Here is an 18,807-nt window from a genome sequence, read left to right as displayed (position 1 = left end):
AAAGAAAACAATGATTCTAAAACATGGTATCGCAAGCCTACTGGTTTTATGTGCAACCTGCTGCCCTGAAGATGATTGTGCGACCGTTTTATGTGAAGGACCGCCAACCCTGGCTTTTGATTTGGAATTGGATAATGCCAATGTCTTTCAGAACGAAATTTATGCCCTTGAAGATATAAGGATTAGTGGGGACAACGCCGACGATTTTACGCTTGAACTAGCAACTTTCGACGCAGAAAAACCTGAATCAATCCTGGTATTGCAAAATTTTGATTGGTCCATCGGCACCTCTGAAAATAGTCTCATCATAGCAGACACTATTGTAATACCACTTACCATTGAAATAGTGCTTTCAGAATCGGATGGGTGCTGTGGCGGAATTGCAAGATTGAAAAGTCTTGTAATTCATGGTGCCACCCAAGAAGACCTTAATGGCTTTTACACCATTAGCCTAGACTAGGTCAAAACCCTTTTACCGCATATCACAAATTATTCTTAATAGAAAATCCGCCCTGAAATTACTTGCGTAACTAAATAGAGTTCAATACTCGAAAACCCCATTTTCAGTGAACCTCTTGCTTTCTTTTTAGGCTATCTTGCAAGCGCAGAAAAAAGTTTCATCTTAAATTACCGCACTAATGGGTCGTTTTCTTAAAGTATTCCTGGCAGTTTCCATACTTATCATTTCATGCAAAAATAAAGGGGAAGACGTTGCCACGGACAACCTTTTTAAGTTCAAGGATTATATCAGTTCACATACCAGCGGACAACAAAGTATTGCAAATCCCATTAAAATACTTTTGGCCGAACAAGCAACCCAATTCGAACTCAATCAAGAACTGTCGAACGAGTATCTTAAAATCAACCCTAAAGTCGACGGAAAACTGGTCATTGAAAACGGCAGGGAGCTTGTTTTTGTGCCCTTGGAATTTCTAAAGCCAAATACCGAGTATTCGGTCACCCTACAGCTGGGAAAACTGCTGGAGGCAGTTCCACCTGAATTCAAAAAATATAGTTTTTCATTCAAGACCCTCGCACCTAACTTTAAAATCGATCTTGGTGATTTACAATCTTATAGCAAAGACTGGCAGTACCTCGAAGGTACCGTAGAAACCTCCGATCTGGTCGAAATGGAAAAGGTAAAGCGTATTTTATCGGCCAAAAAGCAAGGGAGGGAACTTTCCATCAAATGGCAAGATACCGAGGCAAATTCTACCTATTTCAACTTTAAGATCGATAGCATTCGAAGAACGGTTGATGATGGTGTGTTGGATATCAGTTGGTCTGGAAAAGCATTGGGGCTAACCCATCAAGGTTCTGAAAGCTATACCATACCTGGTTTGAACAAATTTATCGTACTGAATGCCAGAACCGCGGTTGCCCCAAATGCCTCCCTGACCATCAACTTTTCTGAACCATTAAAGGCTGATCAAGAGCTCAATGGCCTGGTTTCCATTGAAAATGCGGAAAACCTACGCTATGAAATTGATGGTAACGTGCTAAAAGTATACCCAACCAACCGTATTCTTGGCCAGGTACGCGTGACTATTTTTGAGGGTATCAAAAGTGTCTACGGATTTTCATTAAAATCCAATTTTTCTGAACTGGTCTCCTTTGAACAATTAAAACCCAGTGTACGACTCATTTCAAAAGGAACGGTTTTGCCCAACGCCGCGGCCACACCCCTTTATTTTGAGACCGTCAACCTTGCCGCCGTTGAAGTTAGGGTCATTCAGGTTTTTGAGGACAATATGCTTCAATTTCTTCAAAACAACGAACTCACCCAAACCTACAATTCAGACCTTCGCCCTGTTGGCAGAAGGGTGGCGTATAAGGTGATTCCCTTAACCGAAAACAATCCGGGAAACAGCAGTTATTGGAAAGCCCATGCCCTTGATTTGTCCGAGCTTATAAAAGTAAACCCAGGCTCCCTCTACCGCGTGGAGCTAAGCTTTAAAAAAGAACATATTATGTACGACTGTGGGGATTCGGTTGATGAAACCGAAGGCACCAATGCCATTGCGTTCGAACAAAGTGAGGGTGAGAACGATCTAGAGGAACGGTACTGGGATAACCAAATCTACTATTGGAGAAATTACAATTACGATTGGGAAGAGCAGGATAACCCCTGCCATGAGGCCTATTACAATCCTGATCGGGTGGTCTTTACCAATCTTCTGGGTAGTGACCTTGGGCTTATTGTAAAAAAAGGGAACAACCGTAGTTACCATTTCGCAGCGACGAACCTGCTCACTTCCAATCCGGAACCCGGAGCCCGAATAAAGCTCTATAACTACCAACAACAACTATTGGGCGAGGTGGTAACCGATGCTTCAGGATTTGCCATTTATGATGGCGATGCGACCATTACCTTTGCCGTGGCTCAAAAGGAAAATAATTTTGCCTACACAAAATTGGCCGATGGCAATGCACTTTCACTAAGTAAGTTCGATGTTGCGGGGGAACAACTCCAAAGTGGTCTACAGGGCTTTCTTTATACGGAAAGAGGGGTTCATCGACCTGGGGATACCGCCCACTTGACCTTTGTTCTTGATGACAAGGCCAACCCACTACCCCAAAACCACCCCGTTACGCTAGAGGTATCCGATGCCAGGGGAAAACTCGTTCAACGAACGGTTCTCAAAAATGGCAGTGTTAAGGTCGATGAAGGTGTTTTTGCGAGAAAAGAGAATGGCTTCTACTACTTTCCAATCCCCACAAAGACCACTGCCCCAACAGGCACGTGGAATGTAAAAGTGCTTGTTGGCGGTGCACAGTTCAACAAAAGCTTAAAAATAGCCACGGTCAAACCCAATCGATTAAAGGTGGATTTTACATTTGATGAAGCCGTGCTTAGTGCCAAAGAAAGTAATCGTGGTAAAATTAATGTCAAATGGCTACACGGGGCACCGGCAAGAAATCTAAAAATAGACATCAACACCAAACTGCAAGCTACCGCCACTGCTTTTCCGAAGTACGCAGCGTATGTATTTCAAGATCCCGTAAGGACATTTAACGAGACAGAACTCCAGTTTTTGAATTCGACCCTCAATGAAGAAGGGGAACTTGGCATCAACAAAAAAATACCCGTTACCAATAATGCACCAGGTATGCTACAGGCTACTTTTACTACAAAGGTTTTTGAAGGTGGCGGCGACTTTTCAATAGATGTCTTCTCTAAAAAAATTGCTCCTTTTTCCCACTTTGTAGGTTTAAAATCTCCAAAAGCGCGCCAATATGGTTCTTATCTGACTGACGAAAACACTGCTTTTGACGTGATTTCCGTGGATGAAAAAGGAGACCCCGCCCCGAACCGAAAACTCGATATCCAAATTTTTAAAATTGAATGGCGTTGGTGGTGGAACCGGGGTTACGACAACCTATCGCGTTATGAAAATGCCACCGTACACCGTCCTTTCAAAACATTGAAGGTTACCACTGGAGCCGATGGCAAGGGCAATTTCAAAATCAATATTCCCGATAATGAAGGAGGGCGATTTTTAATTCGGGTATTGGACAAGGCCAGTGGTCACGCCACTGGACGAACGGCTTACTTCTATAGAAATTGGTGGAAAAGACCTGCCAGCGGTGATGCCGAAAGTTCTAAGATTTTGATTTTCGCCGCGAACAAAGAAAGCTATACTATCGGGGAAGAAGCCTTGGTGACCTTTCCTTCTGATATAGGCGGTCGTGCCTTACTAAGTATTGAAAATGGCTCGGAAGTGCTTTCACAACAGTGGGTGGAGACCACGGCCAAGGAAACAAAAGCCGTTATACCCATAACGGCGGAAATGGCCCCCAATGTTTATGTCAACATTTCGTTGCTGCAACCCCACGGTCAGGCAAGCAATGACCTTCCTATTCGGTTATATGGGGTCGTACCACTTTTGGTGACCAATAAGGCCACTATCCTAGAACCGCTATTGGATATGCCGAAGATATTGGAACCCGAACGATCATTTACGGTCAAGGTATCGGAAGCCAATAGAAAGCCCATGACCTATTCCCTTGCCGTAGTTGATGAAGGCTTACTCGATTTGACCCGCTATAAAACCCCTGATATTCATGGTTCTTTCTATGCCAGACAGGCGCTCGGGGTCAAAACCTTCGATATTTTCGACGATGTGATGGGGGCTTATTCCGTAAGTGTTGATAATATTTACGCCATAGGTGGTGGTGGAATCGCAGAAGGGGCAAAGAACCGCAAGGCACAACGTTTCAAACCTGTGGTCACCTATCTAGGGCCTTTTACCTTAGAAGCCGGTGAAAAAGCCACTCACGAGATTCAAATGCCCAATTATGTGGGTTCGGTTCGCACCATGTTAATAGCCGGTAACCAAAAAAGTGCTTATGGGAAAAACGAAAAAACCACTCCCGTACGAAAACCATTGATGGTCTTAACCTCACTACCCCGTAAACTATCACCCGGTGAAACCGTGACCGTTCCCGTAACCATATTTGCCATGGATAAAAAAGTAAAAAACGTGAAGGTCTCCATCGAGACGGAAAAAGCTCTGGAACCTATTGGACCTACTTCTAAAAATATCTCTTTTGATGCCGTTGGCGAACAAATTGTAAATTTTGATTTTAAGGTCAATCCTACGACCCGTTTTCAAACCATTAAGGTCGTTGCTACGGGGTCTGGGGAAAAAGCGAGCAATACCTTGGAAATTGACGTTGAAAATCCCAATCCCATTACAACTCAAAGCAGTTTGTATACCTTGACGGAAAACCAATCGCAAACCATTTCTTTTGAACCTTTTGGCACTTCGGGCACCAATAGTGCTTTTATAGAGTTCTCTACCCTACCACCCATGGATTTCTCTAAGCGAATGGACTACCTTTTACAATACCCCCATGGTTGCGTAGAACAAACCACTTCAGCTGCTTTTCCCCAGCTCTACCTAGACGATGTATTGGATATCACCTTTGACAAAAAACAAGATATTGAGACCAATGTAAAGGCGGCAATCAAAAAACTAGCCGATTTTCAAACTCCCAATGGTGGGTTGAGCTACTGGCCGGGTTATGGCAATGCGGACGACTGGGGCACCTCATACGCGGGTCATTTCATGCTTGAGGCCAAACAAAAAGGGTATCAGTTGCCATTGACCTTTTTAAGCGATTGGCTTCGCTACCAAAAGAATGCGGCACGACAGTGGAGTAATACTACCACGGCGTACAACAATGATTTGACACAGGCCTATCGCTTATATACCTTGGCATTGGCCCAGCAACCTGAACTAGCGTCAATGAACCGCCTACGTGAAAGTAAAAACCTAAGCAATGAGGCAAAATGGCGATTGGCGGCCACGTACGCCCTTGTAGGTAAAAAAGAGGTAGCCCAAGACATTGCCAAGCGTGCGAATAGTAACGTAAAACCAAATAAGCATGATTACCACACCTATGGCTCCGTATTTCGAAATAGGGCCATGGCCTTGGAAACCTTGGTCTTATTGAAAGATGAACGACAACGTGAACTTGCCATCTCATTAGCCAAAAACCTTTCTTCACAGCAATGGTACAGCACCCAAGAAACGGCATATGCCCTATTGGCTATGGCAAAAATGGTTTCAGAAAATGGAGGGAAATCGGTTGACATTGAATTCGTGCAGAATGGCAAGACCACTACCATAAAAACGGATAGGGCCATTGCACAACGAAATATACCGGTAAATGCTTCAAAAGAACGTTTAACGATTACGAACAAACAATCGAATATCATCTACACCACCCTGACACAGCGTGGAAAATTACCGGTCGGCCAAGAACTGGCCCAGCAAAAAAAACTCAACTTAACTGTGGATTATCTCGATGGTGCAGGTACTGTAATTGCTGTGGATGAATTACGTCAAGGAACGGAGCTCAAAGCGCGATTGACGGTTTTCAACACCACCAATGACAACTATGAAAACCTTGCACTTACCCAAATCGTTCCCAGTGGTTGGGAGATAGTCGACACCTCGTACGTTGGGAATGGAAATAGCAACGCGGATTATACGGACGTTCGCGATGATCGCACCCATTTTTATTTTGACTTGGGTGCTAAGAAGACCAAAACATTTACCGTGCAATTGAATGCATCCTATTTAGGTCAATATTATCTGCCAGGCAGCCAGGTAGAGGCCATGTATGACCAAAACAGCTACGCGAGAAACAAGGGCAAATGGATAAAAATCATACCGTAACCGTTTCTTGACCATTTTATACATTGAAATCAGGGTACATGACTATTTAGGCATTTATGGGAATCAAAAAAATAAATAAATATCGCATACCACTGCTATTGCTGGCAGTGATAGGACTGTTCTGGGTTTTTTGTTTACCACGGCAATTGTTCAAAGCGCCGACTTCAACAGTAGTTACAAGCTCAGAAAATATCTTGATTGGTGCACGTATCGCCGATGACGGACAATGGCGTTTTCCAAAGATGGATTCCATTCCCTATCGGTTTAAAAAGTGTGTGCTTCTTTTTGAGGATGAATATTTTTACGAACATCCGGGCATCAATCCTATTTCCATATTCCATGCCATAAGACACAACCTGACCAAGAAGACCCGTCGCGGTGGCAGCACCATCACGCAACAGGTCATACGATTAAGTAGAAAACAAAAGCGAAGGACTTACTTCGAAAAACTTATCGAGGTCTTTATGGCCACCCGATTGGAATTTCGGTTTTCTAAAGAGGATATCTTAAAATTTTATGCCACGCATACCCCTTATGGGGGCAACGTAGTGGGGCTCGAAACCGCCTCTTGGCGCTATTTTGGCATTCCGGCCCATGAATTGAGCTGGGCACAATCGGCGGCCCTTGCCGTTTTACCCAATGCGCCATCATTGATTTTTCCAGGGCGTAATGACGGTATGCTGCTTCAAAAACGCAACCGTCTTTTAAAAAAACTGCTAGAAAAAAAAGTCATTGATTCCATTACCTATGAGTTGGCACTAGCAGAACCGCTACCCCAAAAACCACTGCCCCTGCCCGATATAGCCCCGCATTTGACCGAACGTATCAAAAAAGAGCATCCTGGTGAACGTATAACCAGTGCTATCAACAAAAACCTACAACAACAATTAAATTGGATCGCAGGGCAGCATTACCAACAATTAAAAAACAATGAGATCCATAACCTTGCTATTGTAGTACTGGATGTGGATTCCCGAAAAATATTGGGGTATGTCGGCAACGCACCCACCACCAAGGCACACGGCCGTTATGTAGATATTTTGACCAAAAAACGAAGTACGGGCAGTACTTTGAAACCTTTTTTATTTACAGCCCTGCTACAAGAAGGCCTGATATTACCCGATGCACTGGTCAAAGACATTCCTACCGTTATCAACGGGTACCACCCCAAGAACTTCAATAAACGGCACTCAGGGGTAGTACCCGCCAGCATGGCCTTATCACGTTCGTTAAACGTGCCTGCTGTGCGACTTCTGCAACAGTATGGACTTCAAAAATTTTACAATAGGCTGAAAGCGATAAACATGGACTTGTTAGATAAACCCCCTTCGCACTACGGGTTACCATTAATTTTAGGAGGTGCCGAAAGTTCACTGCTGCAAGTGACGGAATCATATGCATCATTAGCCTCCACACTTAACTATTTTAACCAAAATTCAAGTACGTATCGAACAAAGGAATTTGCAAATGCCTCTTACTTGAAATCCGCTATCCTTGATTTTGGTGTTCCAAAATTTGAGACAAAAAATTTTACCGCTGGTGCCATTTACCATACCTTCAAATCATTGCGTGAGGTAAATCGACCTAGTGGGGAGGAAAACTGGCAATTCTTCGATGACGCACAACCGATTGCTTGGAAAACGGGCACCAGTTTTGGTTTTAAGGATGCTTGGGCAGTGGGAACAACCCCGAAATACGCTATCGGTATCTGGGTCGGGAACGCCGACGGGGAGGGTCGACCAGGCCTGACGGGAATAACCGCTGCCGCCCCGATTCTTTTCGATGTCTTGAATGTTTTACCGTATAGCGGATGGTTTGAGACGCCCTATGACGATCTTGTAAATTTGGAAACCTGTGCCAAAAGTGGTTTTCGAAAATCGTTGTTTTGCGAAGAAACCATTACGGGTGTCCTTCCTAAAGAAGGTACAAGAAGCAAAACATGCCCTTATCACCAACAACTTGCCTTAGATAGCAGCGAGGCTTTTCAGGTCAATGCGGATTGCTATCCTTTGGCTGAAATTAGGTTTAAAAATTGGTTCAATGTACCCCCGATGGTGGAATATTACTACAAAACCTCGAATCCAAATTATCAAAAGTTGCCTCCTTTTTTGAGTGGATGTTCGTCTGGGCTTCAAGACCGTATGGCGTTGTTATACCCAAAAAAAAATGAAGTCGTTTTACTACCAAAGGATTTAGGAAACAAAAAATCGGAAGTCATCTTTAAACTGGCCCACCAACAACATGACAGTCAGGTTTTTTGGTATTTGGATGACACGTATATCGGGGAAACGACCAGTTTTCATGAGCTCATAGTACCCATAGAACCTGGCACGTATCAATTGACCGCAACGGATAATAAAGGTTCTCAAATCAGACAGCGATTACATATACAAATGGCATCGACCAATTGATTGGGTCATCGAACTTCCAAACGCTGTTCTTGGGTAATCAAATGGCCATCCATGGTCATACCTTCCATAAATAATTCCATGGCCCCTTGTCCTTTTATTGGAACATTGATGGTGGTAGGAATCTCAGCATTTACAACGACGTCCGCTTTCCAATATAAAGCCCCAAAACTTTGAAAGATCTGTTGATTATCATTAGGATAGTTTGGACTAAAATACTCTTGGGGTCGTGCATAACCATTGGTAATGGCGAACTTAACGAATTTATTGCGTTGATTCGGCGGAACATAGTTTGGATTCAAGCTCATCGAAATAAAGGGCCCATTTCTGTCTTTGCTAAAGGTAAAGAACCTGACACTTGATAAGGGCATCCCGATCAGCTCCCCTGGTTGGGCCAACATGCCGTCGATGCTCACAGGTACCCTGGCAAAACCAGGTGGCTTGCGCACATAAATACCGAGTTCCCCACCATTTCCGAAAATCAAAAACCCAAGCTTAAGGATATATGAGCTTACTGCAGGCGTTTTCCTTATTTCATCGTCATCGATCAATCGGCCTTCTACCAGTGCCGAAATCTGAAACTTTTTTTGGGCGGTTACCTTTTCGGTCACGGTTACCTCATCCAATGCGATGATTCGCTCGCCAATATTCAAAGGCCCCTCCATAACAACGGGGCTTTCGAGCAGGGCAAGTTGTCTTTTTAATGTTTTCGTGGCCAAATAGTTCAAAGCGGGGCCGTCACTATCTTGAAACCAAAGTTCTGCCTTAGGCTTTCTTAACCTGCCTTTTTTACCAATCAGGCTAACCTTCAACGAATCGCCTTCAAAAAGCACCATATTGCCTTTGAAGGATTTATCATTTTGAAGTTCCTCAAAACGGAATGCCCCTGATAATTCAGCTACTAGGGAGACTTGTTGTTCTTCATTTAGGTCGGCATCAATCACCCTTCCTTCGAAAGGTATTCCGGTTTCCATGGTAAACTTTTGTCGTACTTCCTCCAGCTTTCTAGAATCCCAGTCGTACTTGCCCCAACCCTCAATAAGTAAACGCTTATCAAGTTCATAGCGTTTTCTTCTATCCTGCCCCTGAAAAAAGTAATGATCTTGAAAATAGGATTTGATATAGGGTCGAACCAAAAATGACGAAACGATTGAATTGTCTGGGTCGTACGATTCACTTTGGTTTGGCAATACTGATAGGCTCAGATTGATTTCATTGTTGACGCGCTTTGGTAAAATCAAATCGATTTGAAGCGAATCGCCAAACTCGGTCAAGCAATGGTCAATTTCCAAATTCGGGCCAATACGGCCGGTATTTCGATGGTTAAAGAACATACGATAGGCTATTGGGCGAAGTTCCGTATCAAAGAGCACTACGGTTAAAATACCATGAGGTAGTTCTTTTCGGTCAATGGATAGCACGGCCGCCGTTTCATTGACCTCCATGTCTTCGAAACGAATGAAATCATCTTGATAAAAAGCAATGGTATGGGTGTCACCATCCTTTTCTAAAAATGTTTCTTGTGAAGCTATCAGTGTAAGCAGCACCTTATCCTTTCCATTATTTTCAATATTCATCCCCAATTGGCCCCGAGAGGCTTCTGGAAGTTCTTGTCGTATCGTCGGTAATCGTCGGCCTTGACGTCTTAGAAAGTATTTTTTATCGGCATCGACCACAAACCCGGTCTTGCCCATACCAAAATCATTCGTGGCAATGTTACCCTGAATGATGCGCCCCGTTTCATCGATCAGCTCGAGATTGTCTACGGCCACTCCCTGCCGAAGGCCATTACTAAGCAAAATGCCGATATTGTTGTAGGCACCTGCTATCAATTGCCCCCCTTCTGGAAAAACGGAAATCTGCATATTGATTTTAGCGGAATCTTGGTCTACGGTATCTTTCACTATTTTTATACGCTGTTCAAAGGGCTTATATCCTTCAAAATTTCGCATGAAGTTGGTCCAAGCCCTTATGGTATATTCCGTATTCACCAAGGTTGAATCAATCGAAAAATCACCTCGGGCCATGCCACTTTCAACATAGTATAGTTTTCGTTTGAGCTCTTCACCACCAGCATCAAAAATACCTACATACAGGTTAGTGGTCTCGAAAGACGGCAATTTGGTAGCTTCATCTTGAATATAAGCTTTGAACCACAAACGTTCGCCTTGAATGAAAGTGGTTTTATTAAGGTGCAGGTGAATGCCCTCTTTGGGCCCGATAGTACCAAAATCGTTTTGGGCCGTAACCAAAAAAGGTGCTTGAATTGCCCAAAATAACACGTAAAAGCAGATTCGCATTTGGATTGAAATTTGCTCTAAATTAAAGCAAAAAAAGATGCAATCCCTTACTTTTTCCGCATAAATACGGTCATAGGTACCCCGGTAAAATCAAATTGTTCACGGAGTTTATTCTCTAAAAACCGTTTATAGGGTTCGCGCACATACTGCGGCAGGTTGCAGAAAAAAGCAAACTGTGGATAAGGCGTGGGCAATTGGGTACAAAATTTGATCTTTACGAATTTCCCTTTATAAGCTGGTGGCGGCCGGTTCTCAATGATCGGCAGCATGATATCGTTAAGTTTTCTAGTAACGATTTTCTTTGAACGGTTTTTATAGACTTCGACGGCCATTTCAATCGCCTTAAAGATGCGTTGTTTGTTCAGTACCGAAATAAACAGAATAGGTACGTCAACAAAAGGTTCCATGGCCTCACGAATACGTTTTTCATAGTCACGTACCGTGTTGGTCTCCTTTTCGACCAAATCCCACTTGTTTACCAAGATCACAATACCCTTATGGTTGCGCTGGGCCAGCCAAAAGATGTTCTGTACTTGTCCGTCAAACCCACGAGTGGCATCCAACAATAAGATACAGACATCGCAATGTTCGATGGCTCGAACCGACCGCATGACGGAATAAAATTCCAAATCTTCCTTCACCTTGGCTTTCCGTCGAATTCCGGCAGTGTCGACCAGATTGAATTCAAACCCGAAGCGATTGTATTTGGTATCGATACTATCCCTAGTCGTGCCTGCGATATCAGTTACGATATAGCGATCTTCACCTATCAAGGCATTGATGAAGGATGATTTTCCGGCATTGGGCCTTCCAACCACAGCGAAGCGTGGTAGCTCATCATCGGGCATCACGTTCTCTGGCAGCACTTCGACCAAGGCATCCAACAATTCCCCTGTTCCACTACCATTGATACTTGATAAGCTAAAGTATTCGCCAAGTCCCAAAGCATAAAACTCGACCGCATCGGCTTCCCTTTGTCCGTTGTCGACCTTATTGACGGCTAAAAATATAGGCTTGTCCACTCGGCGTAACAATTTAGCGACATCTTCATCCATTCCAGTTACTCCAGACTCCACATCCACCATAAAAATTATGGCATCGGCTTCATCGATGGCCAATTCTACTTGCTTGTCGATTTCTTTTTCAAAAATATCATCACTGCCCACAACATAACCACCAGTATCTATTATGGAAAATTCCTTTCCATTCCAATCCGTCTTACCATAATGACGGTCGCGGGTTACCCCGCTTACTGCATCAACAATGGCTTCACGCCTTTGGATCAGTCGATTAAAAAAGGTTGATTTGCCAACATTAGGTCTTCCTACAATGGCTACAATTGCGCCCATCTCCGATATTTTTGGCAAAAGTACGGCTTATTTCCAAAGGAAATAGGCCTTTTGGCGCATGGATAAGTCTAAAGGAAAACCTCAAATGGAAGTCCTTAAAAAATATCCCAAAACTTTGATAGCAGGTTTTGAAAGAGCCTGAAGGCTGCTACTGATTGTATCCAAAGCGCTTTAATTGCCGGGTATTACTGCGCCAGTTTTTGTTCACCTTAACGTACAACTCAATATGCACCTGCTTATCAAAAAATTGCTCTAAATCTTTTCGGGCCTCAATCCCGACCCTTTTTAAAGCGGCACCCTTATGCCCAATGATGATTCCTTTTTGGGTATCTCGTTCGACCATAATCACCGACCTAATCCTTATAATGGTTTCTTCTTCGAAAAACTCTTCCGTTTCGACTTCGACGGCATAGGGAATCTCTTTTTTGTAGTGCAAAAGGATTTTCTCTCGAATGGTCTCATTGACAAAAAACCGCTCGGGCTTATCGGTCAATTGGTCTTTTGGATAGTACGGCGGGGCCTCGGGAAGCAGCTCTAAAATTCGTTCAAAAACTTTTTTGACGTTAAAATTCTCCAACGCTGATATCGGATGGATTTCAGCCCTTGGCAGTAGTTGTTGCCAGTGTTGTATCTGCGCTTCCAAAATAGCTTGCTCAGAGGTGTCGATTTTGTTCAGTAAGAGTAGTACGGGTATTTTACTCTGTTTGATTTTCTTAAAAAAGGCCTCGTCTTTCAAGCCTTTTTCACCGATCTCAACCATATAGAGCAATACATCGGCATCTTCAAAGGCTGACTTCACAAAATCCATCATGGCATTCTGCATCTCGTAGGCAGGTTTGATAATACCTGGTGTATCGGAAAGAATGACTTGAAAATCAGCACCGTTCACTATACCCAAAATACGATGCCGAGTCGTCTGTGCCTTAGACGTGATAATGGACAGCTTTTCACCAACAAAGGCATTCATTAACGTGGATTTGCCTACATTGGGGTTACCGATAATATTTACGAAACCTGCTTTATGCTTTTTCATCTATTTATTTTGATTGTCTTTAATAGGTCATTCTTCGACTTCGCTAAATACAAAAATGTAATTCGCTAATACTTATTTATCTTCATGTTCATCAAGAATTGCTACGACCCATTTCATCTTTTAGTTTTTGAAAATACTTTTTTGCCTCTTTATTGACTTTTGGGGCCAATAGCAGTACGGCGATCATGTTCGGAATCACCATAAGGGCATAAGAAAGGTCAATTAGGTTTTTCACTAATTCCAATGACGCTACGGCCGCAAAAACGATCATAATCACAAAGTAAACATTGTACAACTTCCCTATTTTAGCGTTGGTCAGATATGATAGACTTTTTACCCCGTAATACGAATAGGTGAATAGGGTGGATAATGCAAAGGCCGCAACGATGACCATCAGCAGCTCATCACCAAAACCGAACAGGGTGGTTCTAAAGGCTTGTAAGGTCATTACGATTCCGCTGGAATCTTCCAAATAAGCACCGCTTAAAATAATGACCACCGCTGTAAACGTACAGACCAAGATCGTATCGATGAACGGACCGAGCATGGCCACTAAACCTTCGCGAATGGGTTCGTCATTTTTTGATTGTCCGTGGTACATTGGCGCCGAGCCCAAACCTGCTTCATTAGAGAACATGGCCCTACGCACACCAATAATGACCAGACCCCAAAATCCACCGGTAACGATGGTCTTAAAATTCCATGCCTCTGTAATGATCAATTTTAAGGATGGTAATACTTGGGAAGCATTCAATACCATTACGACCACAACCGCTACCAAATAGACCATGACCATAAACGGTACGATGGCGGTGGCCACCCTGGCAATATTCTTCAATCCCCCGAAAATGACCAATGAGGAAACAATGGCCAGCACAAAACCAATCAGTAGTTTCCAATTGAACGAAGAAGCCTCGGAAGTATCGCCCAAGGCCATAATCGTTTCTTCAGGAACGATTACACTCATAAAGGTCTCTGTAAACTGGTTTGCCGTAAAGACCCCAAGAAACCCGAATAGCCCGGCAAGACTAAAAAAAATAGCCAGCGGTTTTGCCTTTTTACCCAAGCCTTGGGTGATATAGTACATCGGCCCTCCCTGTAGATTACCATCGGAATCATGACCACGGTACATAATCGAAAGGCTGCAGGAATAAAACTTGATGCACATGCCGATAAGAGCTGTCATCCAAATCCAAAAAACGACACCTGGTCCGCCATCGTGAATGGCAATGGCCACACCCGAAATATTACCTAAACCAACGGTAGCCGCAACGGCAGCGGACAGTGCTTGAAGTGAACTCACATCCCCTTTGGCAGTTGCATCATCATATTTACCCCTGGTAATGGCAATGGCATGGCCAAAGAATCGATAAGGCAAGAATTTCGAGTATAAGACCAAAAAGACCCCCCCGCCAATCAATAAGATAAACATGGGCCACTCGGTACCCGAAATGGCCTTTACCAAAAAGTCGTTAAGTTGTTCCATGGTTTCGAAGGTAGCCATTTCGTTGAAAAGTTTTTAGTTAGGGACCATATCATTATCCTATTTCAACTATCTAAAATTTTATATCATTTGCCATGGGTTTTGAGACTGTTCCACTTAACACCTATATGACTGACCATAAAATACCTTAACCGCACAGCAATTCAACATGATCGGGAAAAGCCCTACGTCTCTATATTTTTTTGGTTATCTTGCTTTCCGACGATTAATCATAGTCCTTATTTGGTAATTCCAAAAAATGAAATGTAAAATTGCTCTTTATTTATTGGTACTTATCACGTTAAGCGGAGCCACAATTCCTAAAAAAATGGAGACCGGTAAAGGCACGGATCAGAAGAATACCATTAAAGAAGTGGATTCTTTACTTCAACTTCATGAAAAATTTTACAAAAATAATATTGATCGTGCTTTTGAGGCTGTTCAGAAGGCTTTACATTTGGCAGACAATGAAGGGTATGTTTTGGGTCGGGTAAGTGCACGAAACCGATTGGGTACCTCTTTTAGGTACCAAGGAAACATTGACAAAGCCTTGACCAACTTCTTTGAAGCACAAAAAATCCTTAAAATTGAATTGGCACAAGACCCATCCCCAGAAAAGCTTAAAGTGTATGAATTAAAACTGGGGAAAACGAATAGGCATATTGGTACCGTTTATGCTGTAATGGGACATTACCCGTTAGCACTAAAATATTATAATAAGGCAAAATCAATTTTTGAAAAAAACAACATTTCGGAGGAACTGGTGTATATCAATATCTCAAAAGCGAATGTCTATGCCAGTAATTCCGACTTTGAATATGGAAAATCCGAATATCTGAAATCGATACCTACAATAAAACAGTTAGAAAAGAAGAACACTTTAGGTATATTGTACTTTAACATCGCTCTAATGAATTTCGAATTGGAGGAATATTCCCTGGCCACAAAATACGCTGATAGTGCCCTAAACATCAGTATTGGTTCAAAAGATTTTCGCAGACTTGGTAAAGCGCTAACCTTGAAAGCCGATATTTCATATGAACAAAAACAATTTGAACGATCACTGTCATTGCTCGACAGCGCGTTAATCTATCTAAATAAATCCAAAGATAAACCTGCCCAAAGTACCAATGAAATCATCCGTGCGGAAATATATGTCAGCACTGGAAAACACGATTTAGCCGAGAAAATTCTATTAGCTACTCTTGTAGAAGCCGAATTGTCTTTTTTTCATGAAGAAGCCATTGAAGCTTGTAAAATTCTTGTAGACATATATTCTTATAACAAAGACACCCCAAATATTTTAAAGTTCAAGAGCAAATTACTTGACCTCAAAATACAACAAGAGAAGGTTCAAGATGATGACATGATTCTAGAAGAAAAATATGCCGAACAATTTGATGAACAGGCCGATCTTTTTGATTTTAAGGAAAGGTTATACAAAAAATCGAATGGCGTACTACTTTTACTATTTTCATTGCTAGCCGGCCAACTTGTTTTGTTAGTCATTCTGTTTCAAAAAAAGAAATCTATTGACCTCAACTATAGCTAATCGTTTTGCAACATAACATTTTCACTTTTCCACTTTTAAAAAAGACCTATTTCACTATCACGGTCTTACTATTTACCATTGTGGCAGGTGTGCTTTCTGGAACTTTCAAATGGATTCCAATTGACCCTAGTATTTATTACGTTCAATTGGCTATTTTCACGTTAACGTCATTGTCGGTTATTCTGCTAATGGTATTTATTCTTCCAGAAATGGTTCCTACACTTTTTAAAATCGAATGGAAAACCAATAGTGTATTCTTATTACTTGCATTGACATGTTGTTTGACCATAGCGAAATTTGGGGTGTATGCACTACAATATGAATTGTCATTTTTCAATCCACTACTTATCAAATTTTTTGCTATTGAAATTATTTTGGTTTTAACATCATTACTGATTTTCAGGGCTAAGGTTCAAAATGTTGACGAAATCATGTCTGTATCTTTAAAGGAAGAGCCTACAAGCTTTGAAGAACAGTTGAATATAAAGGGGGAATTGCTTAATGAAAACCTGATCATACCCGTCGACGAACTTCTCTACATCAAGTCTAGTGAAAATTATTCTGAATTTTATTTTATTACTCCTCAAGGCATATCGCATAAGCTTATGCGTATGACCTTAAAAAGCGTTGAGGCCCAAATTCCGTATGACTATATGATTCGTAGCCACAAATCGTATGTTGTGAATATGTCACAAGTAAAATCAATTACGGGAAATGCGAACAATGCTAAACTACATTTTAAAAACCAAGATTTGAGTTTACCCGTTTCTAGAAGTAGACGTGATATCGTAATCAAGGTTTTAGCGTCCCTCCCTAATTAATCACAAAGATTATTTACTTTCTTTAAGAATAGTGTTGCTTTTGGGATGAATTACAAGAAGATTGTAATTCATCCCAAAAGCTTGTCATTCGCAACAGCTTTCTGTACTTGCCCACAAATTGTTGATTACAACTTTTTTTTAGCGCAATCTTTACGGAACTAAAAATCCAACGATTATTCTAAAATTAAAAGTTATGAAAACAACAGTACTTCCTATTCAACGCTATGGAACAGCACAAAAACTACTCTTGATTTTTTTTATTCTAATGATATTGTCCATTGAAAGTGCCTATGGCCAACCCTATAAGGCCGACTTACCCTCGGGCAGCTTAGGATTACGGTTAAATGCAACCCAAGGCGGTGGAAACAGTCCTTATATTTTGTTTGACGCCAGAAATGCCGATTCTGGGGCAAGTTCGGTTTTCTTGCAACGTCAAGAAGGAAATAGTTTGGTATTTAGAAGATACAACAATACCAATCCCTTAAGTGACCAACGTCTGTTGATGAAGATGGTCAATAATGGTAATATCGGTGTTCTGACCAATAGCCCCCAAGAGCGCTTTCACGTAAATGGTAACGTTAGATCAGATAGGGAATTCATTGCACGCGGCAAAAACGGCCAGGCCAATTTCCATTCCCGTTTTGGCAGTGATGGTGTTAACCATAGGATAGAATTGCGTACCGGGAACACCCCGTATATTGATTTTTCGAACAATGTAGCCAATACTGCTGATGCTGACTTTGATGCCCGAATCATCCTGGAAAATGAAAATGTGTTAGGTATCAGGGGAGCCCGTCTCGCCATAGGGGATGTTAATGCCCCTATCGGATTTCCATTGGCGGTCGACGGTAGGGTTTTGGCTACTGGCATGAAGATACAGACCGTGGACAATTGGCCTGATTATGTGTTTGAAGCCGATTATCAGCTCCGCCCCCTAAGCGAAGTGGAGGCTTTTATCAAGACCAACAAGCACTTGCCCGAAATACCATCTGCCGAACAGATAGCCGCGCAAAACGGTTTTGATGTGGCCGCTATCAACAAGGCCCTTTTGGAGAAGGTGGAGGAACTTACGCTGTATACCATAGCCCAAGAAAAACAATTAGCCATACAACAAGAGCGTTTAACGGCACTAGCGGCAAAAGTAGACCAACTCATCTCCAAGAAATAGCCTAACCCTTGCGCTGTTCCAAGAAACTGGAACAGCCTTTAAAAACAAATGATATGAAACAACGAGATATGGGCCGCCATGCTATGGTATACCGTATGGCAGCACTACTGTTACTATGGAGTATTGCCATGGCCCAAGCACAAGAAAGTAGTCCAGGATACCAAGTACGGCCAGGGGAACCCATTTCAGCAGAATTGAAAACTTTAGAGATTATTTATGTCTTGGAAGCCGATGTAAATCCAAAAGAAGCGACCTCGGCGTTGACATTGTCCGCCTATCCCAATCCGACCACTGCCCAAATCAATATTACCATTGGGACGCAAGAGGCCATTAAGCAGGTCGTTTTCTACACTATGGCTGGAACCCGAACCAATGTGCCACAACTTCGTGCCGCGGCAAATAGTAGCACCTACGATGTAGCTCTTTTACCCAACGGAATGTACCTCGTGGTCGTGGAACTCGAAGGTGGAAGACGGATAACCAAGAAAATTATAAAAAATTAAAT

At 42.4% G+C, this 18,807-nt stretch carries 11 protein-coding genes; 7 read left to right on the top strand and 4 right to left on the bottom strand.

The annotated features are described in order from the left end of the window. The first annotated feature begins 10 nt into the window (after positions 1 to 10). From AACM45_RS12395 to pbpC, 3 genes are all read left to right on the top strand, one after another. On the top strand, positions 11 to 460 hold the full coding sequence (locus tag AACM45_RS12395) for a hypothetical protein (RefSeq protein WP_339143052.1): 450 nt from the start codon (positions 11 to 13) through the stop codon (positions 458 to 460). 178 nt (positions 461 to 638) lie between these two features. Next, positions 639 to 6,188 carry an alpha-2-macroglobulin family protein gene (locus tag AACM45_RS12390; protein ID WP_339143051.1) on the top strand — a complete coding sequence of 1,850 codons (5,550 nt, stop codon included), beginning with the start codon at positions 639 to 641 and terminating at the stop codon, positions 6,186 to 6,188. Between the two features lie 56 nt (positions 6,189 to 6,244). After that, on the top strand, positions 6,245 to 8,599 hold the full coding sequence (pbpC, locus tag AACM45_RS12385) for a penicillin-binding protein 1C (RefSeq protein WP_339143050.1): 2,355 nt from the start codon (positions 6,245 to 6,247) through the stop codon (positions 8,597 to 8,599). A 5-nt stretch (positions 8,600 to 8,604) separates the two neighbouring features. On the opposite strand, the gene AACM45_RS12380 is transcribed toward pbpC, so the two are convergent. From AACM45_RS12380 to AACM45_RS12365, 4 genes are all read right to left on the bottom strand, one after another. Beyond that, positions 8,605 to 10,896: a hypothetical protein gene (locus AACM45_RS12380; protein WP_339143049.1), complete on the bottom strand. Its 2,292-nt coding sequence runs from the start codon at positions 10,894 to 10,896 to the stop codon at positions 8,605 to 8,607. Positions 10,897 to 10,943: 47 nt separating this feature from the next. Then, complete coding sequence (gene der, locus AACM45_RS12375) at positions 10,944 to 12,245, bottom strand: ribosome biogenesis GTPase Der (protein ID WP_339143048.1); 1,302 nt, start codon at positions 12,243 to 12,245, stop codon at positions 10,944 to 10,946. Between the two features lie 148 nt (positions 12,246 to 12,393). Further along, complete coding sequence (gene era / locus AACM45_RS12370; protein WP_339143047.1) at positions 12,394 to 13,278, bottom strand: GTPase Era; 885 nt, start codon at positions 13,276 to 13,278, stop codon at positions 12,394 to 12,396. A gap of 91 nt (positions 13,279 to 13,369) precedes the next feature. Next, positions 13,370 to 14,764 (bottom strand): alanine/glycine:cation symporter family protein, encoded by a 1,395-nt coding sequence (locus AACM45_RS12365; protein WP_339143124.1) that lies wholly within the window; start codon positions 14,762 to 14,764, stop codon positions 13,370 to 13,372. A gap of 256 nt (positions 14,765 to 15,020) precedes the next feature. On the opposite strand from AACM45_RS12365, the gene AACM45_RS12360 reads away from it, so the two are divergent. From AACM45_RS12360 to AACM45_RS12345, 4 genes are all read left to right on the top strand, one after another. Continuing rightward, positions 15,021 to 16,313: a tetratricopeptide repeat protein gene (locus AACM45_RS12360; protein WP_339143046.1), complete on the top strand. Its 1,293-nt coding sequence runs from the start codon at positions 15,021 to 15,023 to the stop codon at positions 16,311 to 16,313. Positions 16,314 to 16,318: 5 nt separating this feature from the next. Beyond that, on the top strand, positions 16,319 to 17,134 hold the full coding sequence (locus AACM45_RS12355; RefSeq protein ID WP_339143045.1) for a LytR/AlgR family response regulator transcription factor: 816 nt from the start codon (positions 16,319 to 16,321) through the stop codon (positions 17,132 to 17,134). A 193-nt stretch (positions 17,135 to 17,327) separates the two neighbouring features. Next, positions 17,328 to 18,302, top strand: coding sequence for a hypothetical protein (locus AACM45_RS12350; RefSeq protein ID WP_339143044.1), 975 nt, complete (start codon positions 17,328 to 17,330; stop codon positions 18,300 to 18,302). A gap of 53 nt (positions 18,303 to 18,355) precedes the next feature. Beyond that, on the top strand, positions 18,356 to 18,805 hold the full coding sequence (locus tag AACM45_RS12345) for a T9SS type A sorting domain-containing protein (protein WP_339143043.1): 450 nt from the start codon (positions 18,356 to 18,358) through the stop codon (positions 18,803 to 18,805). Positions 18,806 to 18,807 lie beyond the last annotated feature (2 nt).

The organism is Croceitalea sp. MTPC5 (genome assembly GCF_036985505.1).
Lineage (GTDB): Bacteria > Bacteroidota > Bacteroidia > Flavobacteriales > Flavobacteriaceae > Croceitalea.
Note: the sequence above shows the minus strand (reverse complement) of the source record. Positions and strands in the feature narration are given on the sequence as shown.

What these genes read in the sequence shown, in the direction of transcription:
- AACM45_RS12395 (WP_339143052.1), top strand. Translation starts at nt 11, where the DNA reads ATGATTCTAAAACATGGTATCGCAAGCCTACTGGTTTTATGTGCAACC.
- AACM45_RS12390 (WP_339143051.1), top strand. Translation starts at nt 639, where the DNA reads ATGGGTCGTTTTCTTAAAGTATTCCTGGCAGTTTCCATACTTATCATT.
- AACM45_RS12365 (WP_339143124.1), bottom strand. Translation starts at nt 14,764, where the DNA reads ATGGAACAACTTAACGACTTTTTGGTAAAGGCCATTTCGGGTACCGAG.
- pbpC (WP_339143050.1), top strand. Translation starts at nt 6,245, where the DNA reads ATGGGAATCAAAAAAATAAATAAATATCGCATACCACTGCTATTGCTG.
- AACM45_RS12350 (WP_339143044.1), top strand. Translation starts at nt 17,328, where the DNA reads ATGAAAACAACAGTACTTCCTATTCAACGCTATGGAACAGCACAAAAA.
- era (WP_339143047.1), bottom strand. Translation starts at nt 13,278, where the DNA reads ATGAAAAAGCATAAAGCAGGTTTCGTAAATATTATCGGTAACCCCAAT.
- der (WP_339143048.1), bottom strand. Translation starts at nt 12,245, where the DNA reads ATGGGCGCAATTGTAGCCATTGTAGGAAGACCTAATGTTGGCAAATCA.
- AACM45_RS12380 (WP_339143049.1), bottom strand. Translation starts at nt 10,896, where the DNA reads ATGCGAATCTGCTTTTACGTGTTATTTTGGGCAATTCAAGCACCTTTT.
- AACM45_RS12345 (WP_339143043.1), top strand. Translation starts at nt 18,356, where the DNA reads ATGAAACAACGAGATATGGGCCGCCATGCTATGGTATACCGTATGGCA.
- AACM45_RS12360 (WP_339143046.1), top strand. Translation starts at nt 15,021, where the DNA reads ATGAAATGTAAAATTGCTCTTTATTTATTGGTACTTATCACGTTAAGC.